Origin of the sequence: Streptomyces sp. NPDC051636 (assembly GCF_044453765.1) — a bacterium.
Taxonomy (GTDB): Bacteria; Actinomycetota; Actinomycetes; order Streptomycetales; family Streptomycetaceae; genus Streptomyces.
The window spans coordinates 1-15,985 of record NZ_JBITDA010000034.1 but is presented as its reverse complement, the minus strand read 5'-3'; the positions used below and the strand labels follow the sequence as shown (position 1 = coordinate 15,985).

Below are 15,985 nucleotides of genomic sequence, written 5' to 3'. Positions count from 1 at the left end.
ACGTCGTGAACGGCCCGTCGCGGGTGGTTATCCACAGGCGGCGGGCCGCCGTCATGCCCAGCCGATAGTGTGGTCGCTCGTCCGAGACACCTCGCCGCCCCCAGGGGGCGCGGGCGTCCACCGCAGTCCATCGAACCGGGGCCCGTACCTCGATGTCCGTGCACAGCCACACGGCAGCCCACCAAGACGCCGCTGCCACACCTGAGTTCCCGCGTCACGTGGTGACCGCGGTGCTCGTCTCCCACGACGGCGCCCGCTGGCTGCCCGACGCGCTCGCCGGGCTGCTCGGCCAGGAGCGCCCCGTTCAGTACGCCGTGGCCGCCGACACCGGCAGCGCGGACGACTCGGCCCAGCTGGTCACCGACGCGCTCGGCGCCGACCGCGTGCTGCACCTGGCCCGGCGCACCGGCTTCGGCCAGGCCGTCGAGGAGGCCAACCGCTCGGCGCCCGTCCTCACCCCGGAGGAGCTGTCGTACCTCCGGCGCCCCAGCGGCTGGGACCCGGTCACGCGCACGTGGCGCGACGACGCCTACGACCTGCCCGAGCTCCCGCACGGCGAGCCCGTCCAGTGGCTGTGGCTGCTGCACGACGACAGTGCCCCCGAACCCGACGCCCTCGCCCAGCTGCTGCGCGTGGTGGACAGCGAACTGGAGCTGGGCCGCGACGACGTCGCCGTCGTCGGCCCCAAGCTGCGCGGCTGGTACGACCGCCGCCAGCTCCTTGAGGTCGGCGTCAGCATCGCCAACTCCGGCCGCCGCTGGACGGGACTGGACCGCCGGGAGCAGGACCAGGGCCAGCACGATCACGTCCGGCCCGTACTGTCGGTGTCCACCGCCGGCATGCTCATCCGGCGCGACGTCTTCGAGCAGCTCGGCGGCTTCGACCGGCGGCTGCCCCTGATGCGCGACGACGTCGACCTGTGCTGGCGCGCGCACGCGGCCGGCCACCGCGTCCTCATCGCCCCGGAAGCCGTCGTACGACACGCGGAGGCCGCCTCCCGCGAGCGTCGCACCGTCGACTGCGTGGGCCGCACCGCGGCCTCCCCGCACAAGGTCGACAAGGCGGGCGCCGTCTACACCCTGCTCGTCAACACCCGCACGGCCGTGCTGCCCTGGGTCCTGCTGCGGCTCGTGCTCGGCACGCTGCTGCGGACCGTCGCCTACCTCGTCGGCAAGGTCCCCGGACAGGCCGTCGACGAGATCCGCGGCCTGCTGGGCACCCTGCTGCGGCCCGAGCGGATCATCGCCGGGCGGCGCAGGCGCGGCCGCCCGCAGGTCGACAAGGGCGAACTGCGGCCCCTGTTCCCGCCGCCCGGCGCGACCGTACGGGCCACCGTCGAACAGGTCGCCGGCAACTTCTTCGGCGGCTCCGACCCGGAGGTCTCCTCGGCCGGACGGCACGGCGGCGCCGTCGAGTCCGGGCCCGGCGGCGACGACGCCGACTTCCTGGAGATCGAGCAGTTCGCCCGCCTCAAGCGCATTGCCCGCAAGCCCGGCCCGGTGCTCTTCCTGATGCTGCTGCTCGTCTCGTTCGTCGCCTGCCGGGGCCTGCTGGGCGGGGGCGCGCTCGCGGGCGGCGCCCTGCTGCCCGCCCCGGCCGACTCCGGTGAGCTGTGGTCGCGCTATCTGGACGCCTGGCATCCGGTGGGCGCCGGCGGCACTCCGTCCGCACCGCCCTACCTGGCCCTCGTGGCGATGCTGGCCTCCACGCTCCTCGGCTCGACCGGCCTCGCGGTCACCGTCCTCATGGTCTGCTCGGTGCCGCTGGCCGGGTTCACCGCCTACTTCGCCTCCCGTCCGCTGGTCACCTCGCGCCTGCTGCGCGCGTGGGCGGCCGTCGCCTACGCCTTCCTGCCCGCCGCCACCGGCGCCCTCGCCGGCGGCCGCATCGGCACCGCCGTCCTCGCCGTGCTGCTGCCGCTCCTCGCGCGCGCGGGCATCGCCGCGAGCGGCCTGGCGAACGCCTCGGGGGCGCGCGGAAGTTGGCGTGCCACCTGGGCGTACGCACTGCTGCTGACCCTCACCACCGCGTTCACGCCGATCGTGTGGCCCATCGCGCTGGTCCTGGGAATCGGCGTACTGGCCGTGCGCCGCGGTGAGATCGTCGCCTACGGCCTGCGCTTCCTCGCCCAGCTGGGCACCCCGCTGCTGGTCCTCGCGCCCTGGTCGCTGACCCTGCTGCCGTTCGGCTTCTTCAAGGAGGCCGGACTGGAGTACGGCTCGTCGGCCGCCTCCGCCCTCGACCTGCTCGGCGCCAGCCCGGGCGGCCCCGGCACCGTGCACGGGCTGATGCTCATCGGTATCGTGCTGGCCGCGCTGGCCGCACTGCTGCGCTCCGAACGCCAGTTGGGAATCCGGACGGCCTGGGCGGCCGCCCTGGTGAGCCTCGTCTTCGCGGTCCTGTCCAACAGCTCCACCTGGGCCGGGCCCGCCACCCTCGTCTACGGCCTCGCGCTCCTGGCCGCCGCCGCGCTCGGCGCCGACGGGGCACGCGCGCGCGTGGCCGAGCAGAGCTTCGGCTGGCGCCAGCCGGTCGCCGCGCTGATCGCCTTCGCCTCGGCCGCGGGCCCGCTGCTCGTCGCCGCCGGCTGGATGATCGGCGGGGCCGACGGGCCGGTGGAGCGGCGCGACCCCGTGCAGGTGCCCGCGTTCGTCGCCGAGGAGAGCGGCACCCGCGACCAGGCCCGCACCCTGGTCCTCGACAGCGACTCCACCGCGCGCGTGCGCTACACCCTCGTACGCGGCTCCGGTGCCCGCATGGGCGACGGTGAACTCGCCGCCGCCGACGGCGAGAACGGCAAGCTCGGCAAGGTCGTCGCCAACCTCGTCGCCGGCTCCGGCGCCGACCAGGCCGACCAGCTCGGCAGGTTCGCCGTCCGCTACGTCCTCGTCCACAAGGGCGCACCCCGCGAGGTCAGCCGCGTCCTGGACGCCACGCCCGGCCTGAGCCGGCTCAGCCAGGCGGACGGCAGTGCCCTGTGGCGCGTCGACCAGGAGGTCTCGCGCGCCGCCATCGTCGCCGCCTCCGGCTCCGGTACCCCGAAGGCCGTCGCCGCCGGCCCCGTCGAGATCCACACCACGATCCCGTCCGGCTCCGACGGCCGGATCCTGCGCCTGGCCGACTCCGCCGCCGAGGGCTGGACGGCCATCCTGGACGGCAAGCCGCTCACCCGCACCACGGTCGACGGCTGGGCCCAGGGCTTCGAACTCCCCTCCACAGGAGGGAAGCTGGACGTCACCTACGACGCGCCGATCGGCCACACCGCATGGCTGTGGGCCCAGGGCGCGCTCGCCGTCGTCCTGGTCGTGCTCGCCCTGCCCGGCCGCCGCCGCGACGTCGACGACGACCTGCCCGAGGAGGAGCCCGTACCGGCCCAGCCCGCCGCGGGCGAGGGCCGCCGCGCCCGCCGCCTGCGCGCCCAGGCGGAGGCCGAGGAGACCGACCCGCAGGACCCGGACGCCGTGCCGTCCCCGGCCCAGGAACCGGTCGCCGTACCCCACCAGCAGTCCTACGACATGGGGGTGCCCCCGGGTGAGGACATTCGGGCCTGGGGGAGGGACCCCGCCACCTACGCGGGCGCCGAGTACGGCGGCTACCCCGCCGACCAGTACCAGGGCGCCGCGCAGTACCCGGGCGCGTACGACCAGCAGGCCTACCAGGCCGACCCGTACCAGGCCGACGGGTACCAGAACGGCCAGTACGCCCCGTACGCGTACGACGGCACGGGCCCGCAGGCGCCGTACGACCCGACGTACCAGCAGGGCTACGACCCGGCGTACGACCCGGCGCAGCACCACCCCCACGGCACCGGCAGTGAGCGCCCCGACGGGAGCCAGCAGTGAACCGCACCACCCTGTCCCTGATCGCCGGCACGGCCGCGCTCGCCGCCGTCACCGCCTTCGCCGCGCTCAACACACCGGACGCGTCCGGCGCCGGTGCGGCCAGGACGGCCGCCCGGCTCCCCGTGGAGCGCACGAGTCTGCTGTGCCCGGCGCCGAGCATCTCCGACATCGCCGAGACCTCGTACACGTCCTTCACACCGGTCACCAAGGACGCGACGGGCGGCGGCAAGGCCGAACTCCAGGCGGCCACCGAGCAGTCGGCGGACGGCACGGGCGACTCCGCCTCCGGCAAGGGCGGCAAGAGCACGAAGAAGAAGACCGCCAAGCCGGTCCTGACACCCAAGGGCCCCGGCACGCCGGCGACCGGTGACACCTCCGGCGGGGACGCGCCCGCGCTGGTCGGCACCGCCGAGGGGAAGTTCGCCCCCGGCTGGACCGTCCAGGAGACCACCGAGGTCGCCGCGGGCACCGGGCGCGGCCTGCAGGGCGTCAACTGCACCGCGCCGGACACGGAGTTCTGGTTCCCGGGTGCCAGCACCGCCGCCGACCGCACTGACTACGTGCACCTCACCAACCCCGACGACAGTGCCGCCGTCGTCGACGTCGAGCTGTACGGCAAGGACGGCGCCATCAAGTCCGCGTTCGGGGACGGCATCACGGTCCAGCCGCACGCCGGCGAGCCGATCCTGCTGTCCACGCTCACCGACGAGAAGCAGGACAGCCTCACCGTGCACGTCAGCGTGCGCAGCGGGCGGGTCGGCGCGGCCGTGCAGGCCCTGGACGACAAGCTGGGCGGCGACTGGCTCGCCGCGTCCGCCGACCCGGCGGGCAGCCTGGTCCTGCCCGGCATCCCGAAGGACGCCACCTCCGTCCGCCTGATCGCCCTGACCCCCGGCGACACCGACGCGGACCTGAAGGTCCGGCTCGCCTCCCCCGACGGTCTGATCACCCCCGCCGGGAACGAGACGCTGCACGTGAAATCCGGCATGACCACCGCGGTCGACCTCGGCGACGTCACCCGCGGCGAGGCCGGCTCCCTGGTCCTCACCCCGACCGACCAGTCCGTCCCCGTGGTCGCCGCGCTGCGGGTCGTACGCGGCAAGGGCGTCAAGCAGGAAACCGCCTTCATCCCCGCCACCAGCGCCGTCGGCACGCGCGCGACCTCCGCCGACAACAGCGGCAAGGGCACCACCCTGTCCCTGACGGCCCCCACGGCCACCGCCCAGGTCAAGGTCACCGCCTCGGCGGGCAGCGGGGGCGGCACGCCGGTCTCGAAGACCTACACGATCAAGTCAGGCACCACCCAGGACATCACCGCCCCCACCCCGGCCGGCCTCAAGGGCACGTACGCCCTGACGGTGGAGCGCCTCTCCGGCGGCCCCGTCTACGGCGCCCGCACGCTCGCGGCCACCGAGGACGGCATCCCCGGCTTCACCATCCAAACCCTCCCGGACGACCGGGGGACGGTGTCGGTACCGGAGGCGGACGAGGATGTGGCGGTACTGCAGAAGTAGGACGCCGCCAGGGCCGCGACCGCGACGGTGTGGTCACGGGTGCCCGTGCAACTCGCCCAGCTGCGGTCAGCGGTGATCAAGCCCACGTAGCCGTGGGCTGCCGCGCCCGTCGGCCCCTGCGCAGCTGTGGGCAGTCGTGCCGCTTGGGGCGGTGCGGGTGGGCGTGGCGGCACCCCGTAAGCGCCGGGCTGCGCGACCCACCCCCCGGCACCGGTGCCGGGCACTCGGAAGCGCCCCCGCCAGCAGGGCGCCCGGACAACCCGGCTCAATCCTCGCCGTACCGAGGATCCACAGTCTCCGGAGTCAACCCCAGCAACTCCGCCACCTGCTCCACCACGACCTCGTGCACCAGCGCCGCCCGCTCGTCCCGCCCCTTGGTCCGGATCTCCACAGGCCGCCGGTAGACCACGACCCGCGCCCGCCGCCCGTCCCGCGCCGGAATGATCCCGCCCAGCGGCACCGCCTCATCGCTCCAGTTGTCCCCGGGCCGCCCATCCAGCCGCGGCACCTCGAGCACCATGAAGTCGATCTCTGCCAGCTGCGGCCACCGCCGCTCGAGGCGCTCCACGGAGTCCTGCACCAGGTCCGCGAACACCTCGGCACGGCTGGCCGCCAGCGGCACCTGCGGTGGCGCGATCGGCCCGCGCATGCCCCGCCCGTGGCGATCACGACGACGGGGCCCGGGGCCGGCGGCACGGGGCGGTACACGGTTGTCCATCACTGGTGAAGCGTAGTCCCCGCGCGGTTCGCCCGCCCCGCCCCACGCGCCGACCGCGACGGCAACCGGTCACCCCCGCCCGGCCCCGGTACCGGCATGTCGCCGGATGACCATTCCAGCCAAGGTTGGGCTCGTTTCCGTACCCCTCCGAGACCGACGAGCTCAAGACAATTGACGGTGTTTGTACCGAGTCATGACCGGACGCAGGACCGTCCAGGATTTCGGACGGCACCGTCCGCGCAGGTCAGCAGGGCGGGCCCGGAGGCCTGTGTGGGGCGTTTCACAGGACGACACGGTGGAGTGACCTGGTGGAGAGTCGTCGCGGCCCGCTCAAGAGTGCGGTACCGTCCAACGTCGTGAGCCCTGTACGTCGCTGTTCGCGCACCGCCTGCGGCCGACCCGCCGTCGCGACGCTGACGTACGTCTACGCCGACTCGACCGCGGTCCTCGGCCCGCTCGCCACCTACGCCGAACCCCACTGCTACGACCTGTGCGCCGAGCACTCCGAGCGCCTCACCGCCCCGCGCGGCTGGGAGGTCGTACGCCTCCTCGACGCCTCCGCCCCGGCCCGCCCCAGCGGCGACGACCTGGAAGCGCTTGCCAATGCCGTACGCGAGGCGGCCCGCCCCCAGGAACAGGCGGCCCAGGCGGGTGGCGGCGGACGCGCCGCGGACCCGATGGAGGTCGCCCGCCGCGGCCACCTGCGCGTGCTGCGCTCCCCGGACAACTGAGGCCGCCCGGCCTGCCCTTGACGGCCCGTCCGGTAACGGTGTGTGGACGGCTCGGTTTCCGTGCGCCGGGCGGTCGGCCCGGCCGGGTAGTTTGGGCGCACCGATAGGACATTCAGGAAGGTTGGGCCGTGGCTGCTGATCTGTCGCAGATCGTGAAGGCGTACGACGTACGCGGAGTGGTCCCGGAGCAGTGGGACGAGCCCGTGGCCGAGCTGTTCGGCATCGCCTTCGCCCAGGTGACCGGCGCGGCCGCGATCGTCGTCGGCCACGACATGCGCCCCTCGTCGCCCGGCCTGTCCCGCGCCTTCGCGCGCGGGGCGGCATCGCGCGGTGTCGACGTCACCGAGATCGGCCTGTGCTCGACGGACCAGCTGTACTACGCCTCGGGCGCGTTGAACCTGCCCGGCGCGATGTTCACGGCCTCGCACAACCCGGCCCAGTACAACGGCATCAAGATGTGCCGCGCGGGCGCGGCGCCGGTCGGCCAGGACACCGGCCTCGCCCAGATCCGCGAACTGGCCGAGCGGTGGCTGGAATCGGGCGCCCCCGATCCGGTCGCGACGCCGGGAACCATCACCTCGCGCGACACGTTGGAGGATTACGCGGCGCATCTGCGCTCCCTCGTCGACCTGACCTCCATCCGCCCTCTGAAGGTCGTCGTCGACGCCGGCAACGGCATGGGCGGCCACACGGTCCCCACCGTCTTCGCCGGCCTGCCCCTGACCCTCGTCCCGATGTACTTCGAACTGGACGGCACCTTCCCGAACCACGAGGCGAACCCGCTCGACCCCGCCAACCTCGTGGACCTGCAGAAGCGGGTGCGCGAGGAGGGCGCCGACCTCGGCATCGCCTTCGACGGCGACGCCGACCGCTGCTTCGTGACCGACGAGCACGGCGACCCGGTGTCCCCGTCGGCCATCACCGCCCTGGTGGCCGCGCGCGAGCTCGCCAGGCACGGCGGCAAGGGCGCGGTCATCCACAACCTGATCACCTCCTGGTCGGTCCCGGAAGTCGTCCGGGAGAACGGCGGCACGCCGGTGCGCACCCGTGTCGGCCACTCCTTCATCAAGGCCGAGATGGCGAGGTCGGGCGCCATCTTCGGCGGCGAGCACTCCGCCCACTACTACTTCAAGGACTTCTGGAACGCCGACACGGGCATGCTGGCGGCCCTGCACGTCCTCGCGGCCCTCGGCGGCCAGGACGGCCCCCTGTCCGGCCTCGTCTCCCAGTACGACCGCTACGTCGGCTCCGGCGAGATCAACTCCACCGTCGGCGACCAGACGGCCCGTCTCACCGCGGTCCGCGCCGCCTACGAGGGCCGCGAGGACGTGACCCTGGACGACCTCGACGGCCTCACCGTCTCCAGTGCCGACTGGTGGTTCAACGTCCGCCCCTCCAACACCGAGCCGCTGCTGCGGCTGAACGCGGAGGCGCGGGACGAGGCGCTGATGGCGAAGGTGAGGGACGAGGCGCTGGCCATCATCCGCGGCTGACACTCCCTCCCACCGCCGCGGGCACTGGTGGGGCAGGCGGGGGTGAAACCCTGCGCCCGCACCCCGCCCCGCCGCCCACGGCGGTACTCTGACCAGGCACATCACTGCACGCCGAACTGCACGCCGACACCCGCCCGAAGGGACACCCCATGCCGCTCGAAGCCGGCCTCCTGGAGATCCTCGCCTGCCCGGCCTGCCACGCGCCTCTCAAGGAGCAGGACACCGAGCTGATCTGCACCGGACAGGACTGCGGCCTGGCGTACCCCGTTCGCGACGGCATCCCCGTCCTCCTCATCGACGAGGCCCGCCGCCCCGCGTGACCACGAGGCGTTCCCACCCCCGCTGAACAGGACCCCGGCGTTCGGAGGCTGCCGCCCATGCTCGACGAATCGCTGCTCGACTCCCCGGAGGGGCTCGCCGACGCCGACCACCGGGGCCTCCTGCGCGGCGCCGCTGAGGCCGGCGCCCGCGTCCGTACCGCGGCCCGGCACTCCGCCGAGGCCGGCATCGCCGACCTCAAGCCGGACGGCCGCCCCCGCTCCACACTGATCGCCGGCCCGGGCGCCGCCGCCACCCACGCCGCCGACCTCCTCGGCACGCTCGCCGGACCCGGCAGCCCGGTCATCCGCCTGGCCCCGACCGGCGTCGCCCCCGCGGCCGGTGCCCTGCGCTGGGAGCTCCCCGGCTGGGCCGGCTCCGTCGACCTGCTGCTGATCGCCACCCCGGACGGCACCGAACCGAGCCTGTCCCTGCTCGCCGAGCAGGCCTACCGCCGCGGCTGCACGGTCGCCGCCGTGGCCCCCGCCGGCACCCCGCTCGCCGAGGCCGCCTCCGGTGCCCACGGACTGTTCGTACCGATGGCGACTGCCCCCTACGACCACGAGGAGCCCCTCGCCGCGTCCTCCCCGGGCGTCCTGTGGGCGCTGCTCACCCCGCTGCTCGCGCTTCTGGACCGCATCGGCCTGCTCACCGCCCCGCCCGACGCCATGGAGAAGGTCGCCGACCGCCTCGACCAGGTCGCCGAACGCTGCGGCCCGGCCATCGCCACCTACAGCAACCCCGCGAAGACCCTCGCCGCCGAACTCGCCGACGCGCTCCCCATGATCTGGACCGAGGGCACCTCGGCCGGGCCCGCGGGCCGCCGCTTCGCCGCCGCGCTCGCCGAACTGTCCGGCGTCCCCGCCCTGGTCGCCGAACTCCCCGAGGCGCTCGCCGCCCACAGCGCCCTCCTGGCCGGCCCGCTCGCCGCCAGCGCCGACCCCGAGGACTTCTTCCGCGACCGCGTCGAGGAGCCGCCCGCGCTGCACGCGCGCGTCGTGCTGCTCCGCGACCGCCCGATCGGCGGCCTCACCGCCGCCCCCGCCGCCCGCGACCTGGCCCTCAGCCACGACACGCCGATCAGCGAGCTGGAGCCGGAGGAGGGCGCCGAACTGGAAACCCTCGCGGAACTGATCGCCGTCACGGATTTCGCCGCCGTTTACCTGGCGCTCGCTTCGGGGGCGTGATCTCGCCTCACCGGGCCCACTGACCCGCGGCAGGCCCACCGGCCGCGTCCCGGGCCTGCGCCGGCCGAGCAGCGTACGTACGGAGACAGAGAAACGATGGACCGCCTCGACAACACCATCCGCCCCTACGCCTGGGGTTCCACCACCGCCATCCCCAAGCTCCTCGGCGTCGAGCCGTCCGGCGAACCGCAGGCGGAGATGTGGATGGGCGCGCATCCGGGCGCACCCTCGCGCACCGCGCGCGGCACGCTCGTCGAGGTCATCGAGGCGGACCCGGAGCGGGAACTGGGCGCGGAGGCCGTCGCGAAGTTCGGTCCCCGTCTGCCTTTCCTCCTCAAGATCCTCGCCGCGGCCGCCCCGCTCTCCCTCCAGGTGCACCCCGACCTGGAACAGGCGAAGGAGGGCTACGCGGACGAGGAACACCGCGGCATCCCCGTGGACGCCCCGCACCGCAACTACAAGGACGCCAACCACAAGCCCGAACTGATCTGCGCGCTCACCGACTTCGACGGCCTGTGCGGTTTCCGCGACCCCGTCGAGGCCGCGGGCCTGCTCGACGGACTCGGCGTCGACTCCCTCAAGCCGTACGTCGACCTGCTGCACGCCCACCCCGAGGACGCGGCCCTGCGCGAGGTTCTCACCGCCGTCCTGACGGCCGACCCCGAGGAGATGTCCCGTACGGTCGCCGCCGCCACGGCCGCCTGCACCCGCCTCGGCGGCGCCTACGCGCCCTACGCCGACCTCGCCCACCACTACCCGGGCGACCCGGGCGTCATCGCCGCCATGCTGCTCAACCACGTACGCCTGCAGCCCGGCGAAGCCCTCTTCCTCGGCGCCGGCATCCCGCACGCCTACCTCAGCGGCCTCGGCGTCGAGATCATGGCCAACTCCGACAACGTCCTGCGCTGCGGCCTGACCCCCAAGCACGTCGACGTCCCCGAACTCCTGCGCGTCGTCCGCTTCCAGCCGAGCGACCCGGGCGTGCTGCGCCCCGAGGCGTCCCCGGACGGCGAGGAGGTCTACGAGACACCGATCGACGAGTTCCGGCTGTCCCGGTACGTCCTTCCGGCGGGCGGCGCCACCCACGACCTCACCCTGCCCACCCCGCAGATCCTGCTGTGCACGGCCGGTTCCGTACGGGCGGGGCAGGACGAGCTGACCCCGGGCGAGTCCGTCTTCGTACCGGCCGGTGAGAAGGCCGAGGTGTCCGGCGCGGGCACCGTCTTCCGCGCCACTGTGATTGTCTGACCGCGCCTGTGGATACCTGACGCGACGCTGCCGCACGGGGCTGCAAGAATGACCCACCGGCAAAGGACGGGCAAAGGACCGGGCGCCAGGCCTGGACGGCGTACGTACGAAGGCGAAGGGACAACGCGGACACATGAGCGCGTCAGGCGGGACCAGGGCGATCGTGGCGGCACTCGGCGCCAACCTCGCGATCGCGGCATCGAAGTTCGTGGCGTTCGCGTTCAGCGGTTCGTCGTCGATGCTCGCCGAGGGCGTCCACTCGCTCGCCGACTCGGGCAACCAGTTCCTGCTGCTGGTCGGCGGCAGGCGCGCCCAGCGCGAGGCGACCCCGCAGCACCCCTTCGGCTATGGCCGCGAGCGGTTCATCTACGCCTTCCTCGTCTCCATCGTCCTCTTCTCCGTCGGCGGCATGTTCGCCATCTACGAGGGCTACGAGAAGATCCGCCACCCGCACGAACTGGAGAACTGGTACTGGCCGGTCGGCGTTCTCGTCTTCGCGATCATCGCCGAGGGCTTCTCCTTCCGCACGGCCATCAAGGAGTCCAACGAACTGCGCGGCAAGCTCTCCTGGGCGCAGTTCATCCGCCGCGCCAAGGCGCCCGAGCTGCCCGTCGTCCTCCTGGAGGACTTCGGCGCGCTGATCGGTCTCGTCCTCGCCCTCGGCGGCGTCGGCCTCGCCCTGATCACCGACGACGGCGTCTGGGACGGCATCGGCACCGTCTGCATCGGCGTTCTGCTCGTCCTCATCGCCCTCGTTCTGGCCGCCGAGACGAAGTCCCTGCTGCTCGGCGAGGCCGCGGGCGCCGAGGACGTCAAGAAGATCGAGGCCGCGATCGTCGACGGCGAAACGGTCACCGGCATCATCCACATGCGCACGCTCCACCTCGGTCCCGAGGAACTGCTGATCGCCGCCAAGATCGCCGTCCAGCACGACGACACCGCCGCCGAGGTCGCAGGCGCCATCAACGCCGCCGAGACCCGCATACGCGCGGCCGTCCCCATCGCCCGCGTCATCTACCTCGAACCCGACATCTACAGCGAGGCCGAGGCCGTCAAGGGCCCGGACCCGGAGGCGACCCCCGGAGGCCCGAACCCGCACGCCGCCGAGCACTAGAGGAACGCCCTCACACCTGCGCCGGCCAGGGCGAGCACGCCTCCGAGGAGCAAGGCCGTTCCGAGCAGGGCGGGGACCGTACGGTCGTCCGTAACCCGGCCCCGCTCGGCGTCCGCCGGGACCTTCACGCCGTACGGCCGGTGCACCCCGTCGGCGTCACGACCGCTCACGTGCAACACCCTGTGCGGGCCCGCACCCCGCCGGGCACGGGTCCGTGCATCACCGGTGATGCACGGACCCGCGCATCACCGGTCAGCCCACCTCGCCGAGCACGCCGAGGACCGCCCGCTCGTCCGGCGCCGCCAGCAGCCGTTCCCGGAACCCGGCGTCCATCAGCTTCCGAGACAGCAGCGCCAGAATCCGCAGGTGCTCGTCACCGGCGGCCGCCTCCGGCACGGCGATCATGAAGAGCAGCCTGGCTTTCGTACCGTCCAGCGAGCCCCACTCGACGCCCTCCGCCGACCGCGCGAAGCCGACGACCGGCGCGGTCACCGCGTCCGTCCTGGCGTGCGGGATCGCGATCTCCTCGCCGAGCCCGGTCGTCCCCTGCTCCTCCCGCCGCAACGCGGTCGCCACGAGCTCGTCCACATCGGCGACCCTGCCGCTGCGCGCGAGCAGCGCCGCCATCTCCCGGATGGCGTCCTCCTTGCCGGCCGCGCCGAGACGGACCTTGACGGTCTGCTCGGTGAGGTGTCCGGAGAGGGCGGTGGTGGGCGCGGGTGCGGTCGTGGTCGTGGTGGAGGCGGGATCGGTGGGGCCGGATTCGGCCAGGGAAGTCGCCGCCTCGCGGGCAGGCGTGCCCTGCGCCCCTGCCCCCGGCCCTGCCTGCCCCGGTACGACGGTCCCTGCGGCCCCCGCTCCCACGCCCGCCCCGACGAGCGCGGGCTCGGCCACGGCTCCGGACGGCACGCGGGGCCGCGCCCGCTCATCCAGGTCGACCAGCGTGACGGTCGTCAGCGCGGTGACCACCGTGCCGATCGCCACGGCCACGAAGAACATCGGTACGCCGCTCACCGCGCCCAGCACCGCCACGATCGGCCCGCCGTGCGGCACCGCGTCCTTCACCCCGGCGAGCCCGGCGACCGCACCGGCCACCGCGCCGCCCAGCATGTTGGCCGGGATGACCTGCGCCGGCCGCGCCGCCGCGAACGGGATCGCACCCTCGGAGATACCGAAGCAGCCCATGAACAGCGCGGCCAGACCGGTCTCCCGCTCCTGCTCGGTGTACAGCCGCCTGCGGATCAGCGTGGCCAGCCCCTGCCCCAGCGGCATGACCGGGATCGCGGCGGCGCACATACCCATGACCGTCTGGTTGCCGGTGGCGATGAGCCCCGCGCCGAACAGGAAAGCCGTCTTGTTGACCGGACCGCCCATGTCGAACGCGATCATCAGCCCCAGAATCGCGCCGAGCAGGATCGCACTGGTCCCCGTCATCCCGCTCAGCCAACTCGTCAGGTGCTCGAACACCCAGGCGATGGGCTTGCCGATGACGTAGACGAAGAACAGTCCCAGCGCCGTCGTCGCCACGATCGGTATCACGATGATCGGCATGATCGGCTGCACGAACTTCGGGACCTTGACCTTCTTGATCCACCGCACCAGATACCCGGCGAGGAACCCGGTCACGATCGCCCCGATGAACCCCGCGCCCGCCTTGGAGTCGTACAGCGCCCCGGTGTTGGCGATCCAGCCACCGATCATGCCCGGCACGAGCGCGGGCCGGTCGGCGAGGGCGTACGCGATGTAGCCGGACAGGATCGGGATCATCAACTGGAAGCCAATGCCGCCGATCGCGTTGACGTGCGCCCAGAAGGTGCCCTCCGGGATCACATAACCCTTGGCCGTCGCATCGCCCCCGAGCGCGAGCGACACCGCGATCAGGAGACCGCCGACGACCACGAACGGGATCATGTACGAGACGCCGTTCATCAGCGCCTTGTACACCGCACTCCGTTCCCTGCCGCCGCCACTCGCCGGTGCCGACGACGCGCCACCCGGCGTGTACACCGGCACGGTCCGCACCCGCTCGATCAGCCGCTCGGGGTGATGGATGCCCTCGGCGACTCCCACGGTGAGGACCCGCTTGCCCGCGAAACGGCTCAGGTCCACATCCTTGTCCGCGGCGACGATCACACCGTCCGCAGTACTGACATCGTTGTCATCGAGGACGTTCTCGGCCCCGATGGAACCTTGTGTCTCCACCTTCATCTCGATGCCACGGCTCGCGGCGGCCTGCGCGAGCTTCTCCGCCGCCATGTAGGTGTGCGCGATGCCGGTTGGGCACGCGGTCACCGCGAGCAGCTTCAACCGCTGCCGCTCGTCGCCACCGCTGCCCGCGGAGGGAGGGCCGGCCGGACTTGTCACGTCTGTCTCCTCACGCCTTCGTCGCGCGGACCACCGTCCCGGACGCCCCGCACGTCGATCGGGGGTTCCCGATCTGGCAGGCATCCTGCCCCAATCGCCCGCTGGCTGAAAGACGTCGGTCAGCGGCCGCGACCACCGATCGCCTTTCCCTCACGGCGCGTGATCGGCGCGATCTGTTCGGATACGGGCTGGGGGCGGCAGGGTCCTCCGGTGTAGCTTGGGAGGGAGCCAGACGTCGCTGCTGATGGCGGTCGGGCGGTCCCGAGAGGACCGACCGAGGGAGAGAGGGCCTCCGACGGACTGCGCTGCGCGCACGTGGGCATGCCTGTGTCCTCTTTGTCGGGCACCCCTGTGTCCGCCGCCGCGCAGACCAGACCAGCCCTACCCACCTCGCCCCAACCCCGAGGAGCAGCTCGCAATGACGACTGTCGAGAACCGACAGGACTTCAAGGTCGCCGACCTCTCGCTGGCCGAGTTCGGCCGCAAGGAGATCAGCCTCGCCGAGCACGAGATGCCGGGCCTGATGGCGATCCGCAGGGAGTACGCCGAGGCACAGCCGCTCGCCGGCGCCCGTGTCACCGGCTCCCTGCACATGACCGTGCAGACCGCCGTGCTCATCGAGACCCTGGTCGCCCTGGGCGCCCGCGTCCGCTGGGCCTCGTGCAACATCTTCTCCACCCAGGACCACGCCGCCGCCGCCGTCGCCGTCGGCCCGAACGGCACGCCCGACAACCCGCAGGGCGTCCCGGTCTTCGCCTGGAAGGGCGAGACCCTGGAGGAGTACTGGTGGTGCACCGAGCAGGCGCTGACCTGGCCGGACAGCCCCACCGGCGGCCCGAACATGATCCTGGACGACGGCGGCGACGCCACGCTCCTCGTCCACAAGGGCGTCGAGTACGAGAAGGACGGCAAGGTCCCGTCCGTCGACACCGCCGAGTCCGACGAGCACCGCGTCATCCTCGAACTCCTGCACCGCACCATCACGGACGGCTCGCAGAAGTGGACCCAGCTGGCCTCGGAGATCCGCGGCGTGACCGAGGAGACGACGACCGGCGTCCACCGTCTGTACGAGATGCAGCGTGACGGTGTGCTGCTGTTCCCGGCGATCAACGTGAACGACGCCGTGACCAAGTCGAAGTTCGACAACAAGTACGGCTGCCGCCACTCCCTGGTCGACGGTATCAACCGCGCCACGGACACCCTCATCGGCGGCAAGACCGCGGTCGTCTGCGGCTACGGCGACGTCGGCAAGGGCTGCGCGGAGTCCCTGCGCGGGCAGGGCGCCCGCGTGATCATCACGGAGATCGACCCGATCTGCGCGCTGCAGGCGGCGATGGACGGCTACCAGGTCACCACCCTGAACGAGGTCGTCGAGACCGCCGACATCTTCATCACCACGACCGGCAACAAGGACATCATCCTCGCCTCGGACATGGCGAAGATGAAGCACCAGGCG

At 72.9% G+C, this 15,985-nt stretch carries 12 protein-coding genes; 9 read left to right on the top strand and 3 right to left on the bottom strand.

Annotation, left to right across the window (positions count from 1 at the left end; translation table 11 throughout):
* Nucleotides 1–152: 152 nt before the first annotated feature.
* On the top strand, nucleotides 153–3,842 hold the full coding sequence (locus ACIBBH_RS37140; protein WP_399412477.1) for a glycosyltransferase: 3,690 nt from the start codon (nucleotides 153–155) through the stop codon (nucleotides 3,840–3,842).
* A complete protein-coding gene (locus tag ACIBBH_RS37135; RefSeq protein WP_399412475.1) occupies nucleotides 3,839–5,356 on the top strand; it encodes a DUF5719 family protein in 1,518 nt (505 codons plus the stop codon). Before ACIBBH_RS37140 ends, ACIBBH_RS37135 begins: the two co-directional genes overlap by 4 nt.
* 265 nt (nucleotides 5,357–5,621) lie before the next feature.
* Here the strand turns inward: ACIBBH_RS37135 and ACIBBH_RS37130 are convergent, their stop codons facing one another.
* A complete protein-coding gene (locus ACIBBH_RS37130; RefSeq protein WP_399412581.1) occupies nucleotides 5,622–6,074 on the bottom strand; it encodes a metallopeptidase family protein in 453 nt (150 codons plus the stop codon).
* A 308-nt stretch (nucleotides 6,075–6,382) separates the two neighbouring features.
* Here ACIBBH_RS37130 and ACIBBH_RS37125 point away from each other — a divergent pair, with 308 nt between their 5' ends.
* The 6 genes from ACIBBH_RS37125 to ACIBBH_RS37100 all read left to right on the top strand — a co-directional run bounded on the left by ACIBBH_RS37125 (nucleotide 6,383) and on the right by ACIBBH_RS37100 (nucleotide 12,165).
* On the top strand, nucleotides 6,383–6,805 hold the full coding sequence (locus tag ACIBBH_RS37125; protein WP_399412473.1) for a DUF3499 domain-containing protein: 423 nt from the start codon (nucleotides 6,383–6,385) through the stop codon (nucleotides 6,803–6,805).
* A gap of 128 nt (nucleotides 6,806–6,933) precedes the next feature.
* Nucleotides 6,934–8,298, top strand: a complete 1,365-nt coding sequence (locus ACIBBH_RS37120; RefSeq protein WP_399412470.1) for a phosphomannomutase/phosphoglucomutase — start codon at nucleotides 6,934–6,936, stop codon at nucleotides 8,296–8,298.
* Between the two features lie 149 nt (nucleotides 8,299–8,447).
* On the top strand, nucleotides 8,448–8,618 hold the full coding sequence (locus tag ACIBBH_RS37115; RefSeq protein WP_360347509.1) for a Trm112 family protein: 171 nt from the start codon (nucleotides 8,448–8,450) through the stop codon (nucleotides 8,616–8,618).
* Between the two features lie 57 nt (nucleotides 8,619–8,675).
* Nucleotides 8,676–9,803 (top strand): SIS domain-containing protein, encoded by a 1,128-nt coding sequence (locus ACIBBH_RS37110; protein ID WP_399412468.1) that lies wholly within the window; start codon nucleotides 8,676–8,678, stop codon nucleotides 9,801–9,803.
* A gap of 96 nt (nucleotides 9,804–9,899) precedes the next feature.
* Nucleotides 9,900–11,051, top strand: a complete 1,152-nt coding sequence (gene manA / locus ACIBBH_RS37105) for a mannose-6-phosphate isomerase, class I (protein WP_399412466.1) — start codon at nucleotides 9,900–9,902, stop codon at nucleotides 11,049–11,051.
* Nucleotides 11,052–11,184: 133 nt separating this feature from the next.
* Nucleotides 11,185–12,165, top strand: coding sequence for a cation diffusion facilitator family transporter (locus ACIBBH_RS37100; protein WP_399412464.1), 981 nt, complete (start codon nucleotides 11,185–11,187; stop codon nucleotides 12,163–12,165).
* On the opposite strand, the gene ACIBBH_RS37095 is transcribed toward ACIBBH_RS37100, so the two are convergent.
* The gene (locus ACIBBH_RS37095; RefSeq protein ID WP_399412462.1) at nucleotides 12,162–12,335 is read right to left on the bottom strand and encodes a hypothetical protein; all 174 of its coding nucleotides are present in this window, start codon (nucleotides 12,333–12,335) and stop codon (nucleotides 12,162–12,164) included. The two genes, ACIBBH_RS37100 and ACIBBH_RS37095, sit on opposite strands and share 4 nt — an antisense overlap.
* An 82-nt stretch (nucleotides 12,336–12,417) precedes the next feature.
* Entirely contained in the window at nucleotides 12,418–14,529 is a 2,112-nt protein-coding gene (locus ACIBBH_RS37090) for a fructose-specific PTS transporter subunit EIIC (protein WP_399412460.1), read from the bottom strand.
* Nucleotides 14,530–14,947: 418 nt separating this feature from the next.
* Here ACIBBH_RS37090 and ACIBBH_RS37085 point away from each other — a divergent pair.
* The coding region (locus tag ACIBBH_RS37085; RefSeq protein WP_399412458.1) for an adenosylhomocysteinase at nucleotides 14,948–15,985 on the top strand (1,038 nt) is incomplete at its 3' end.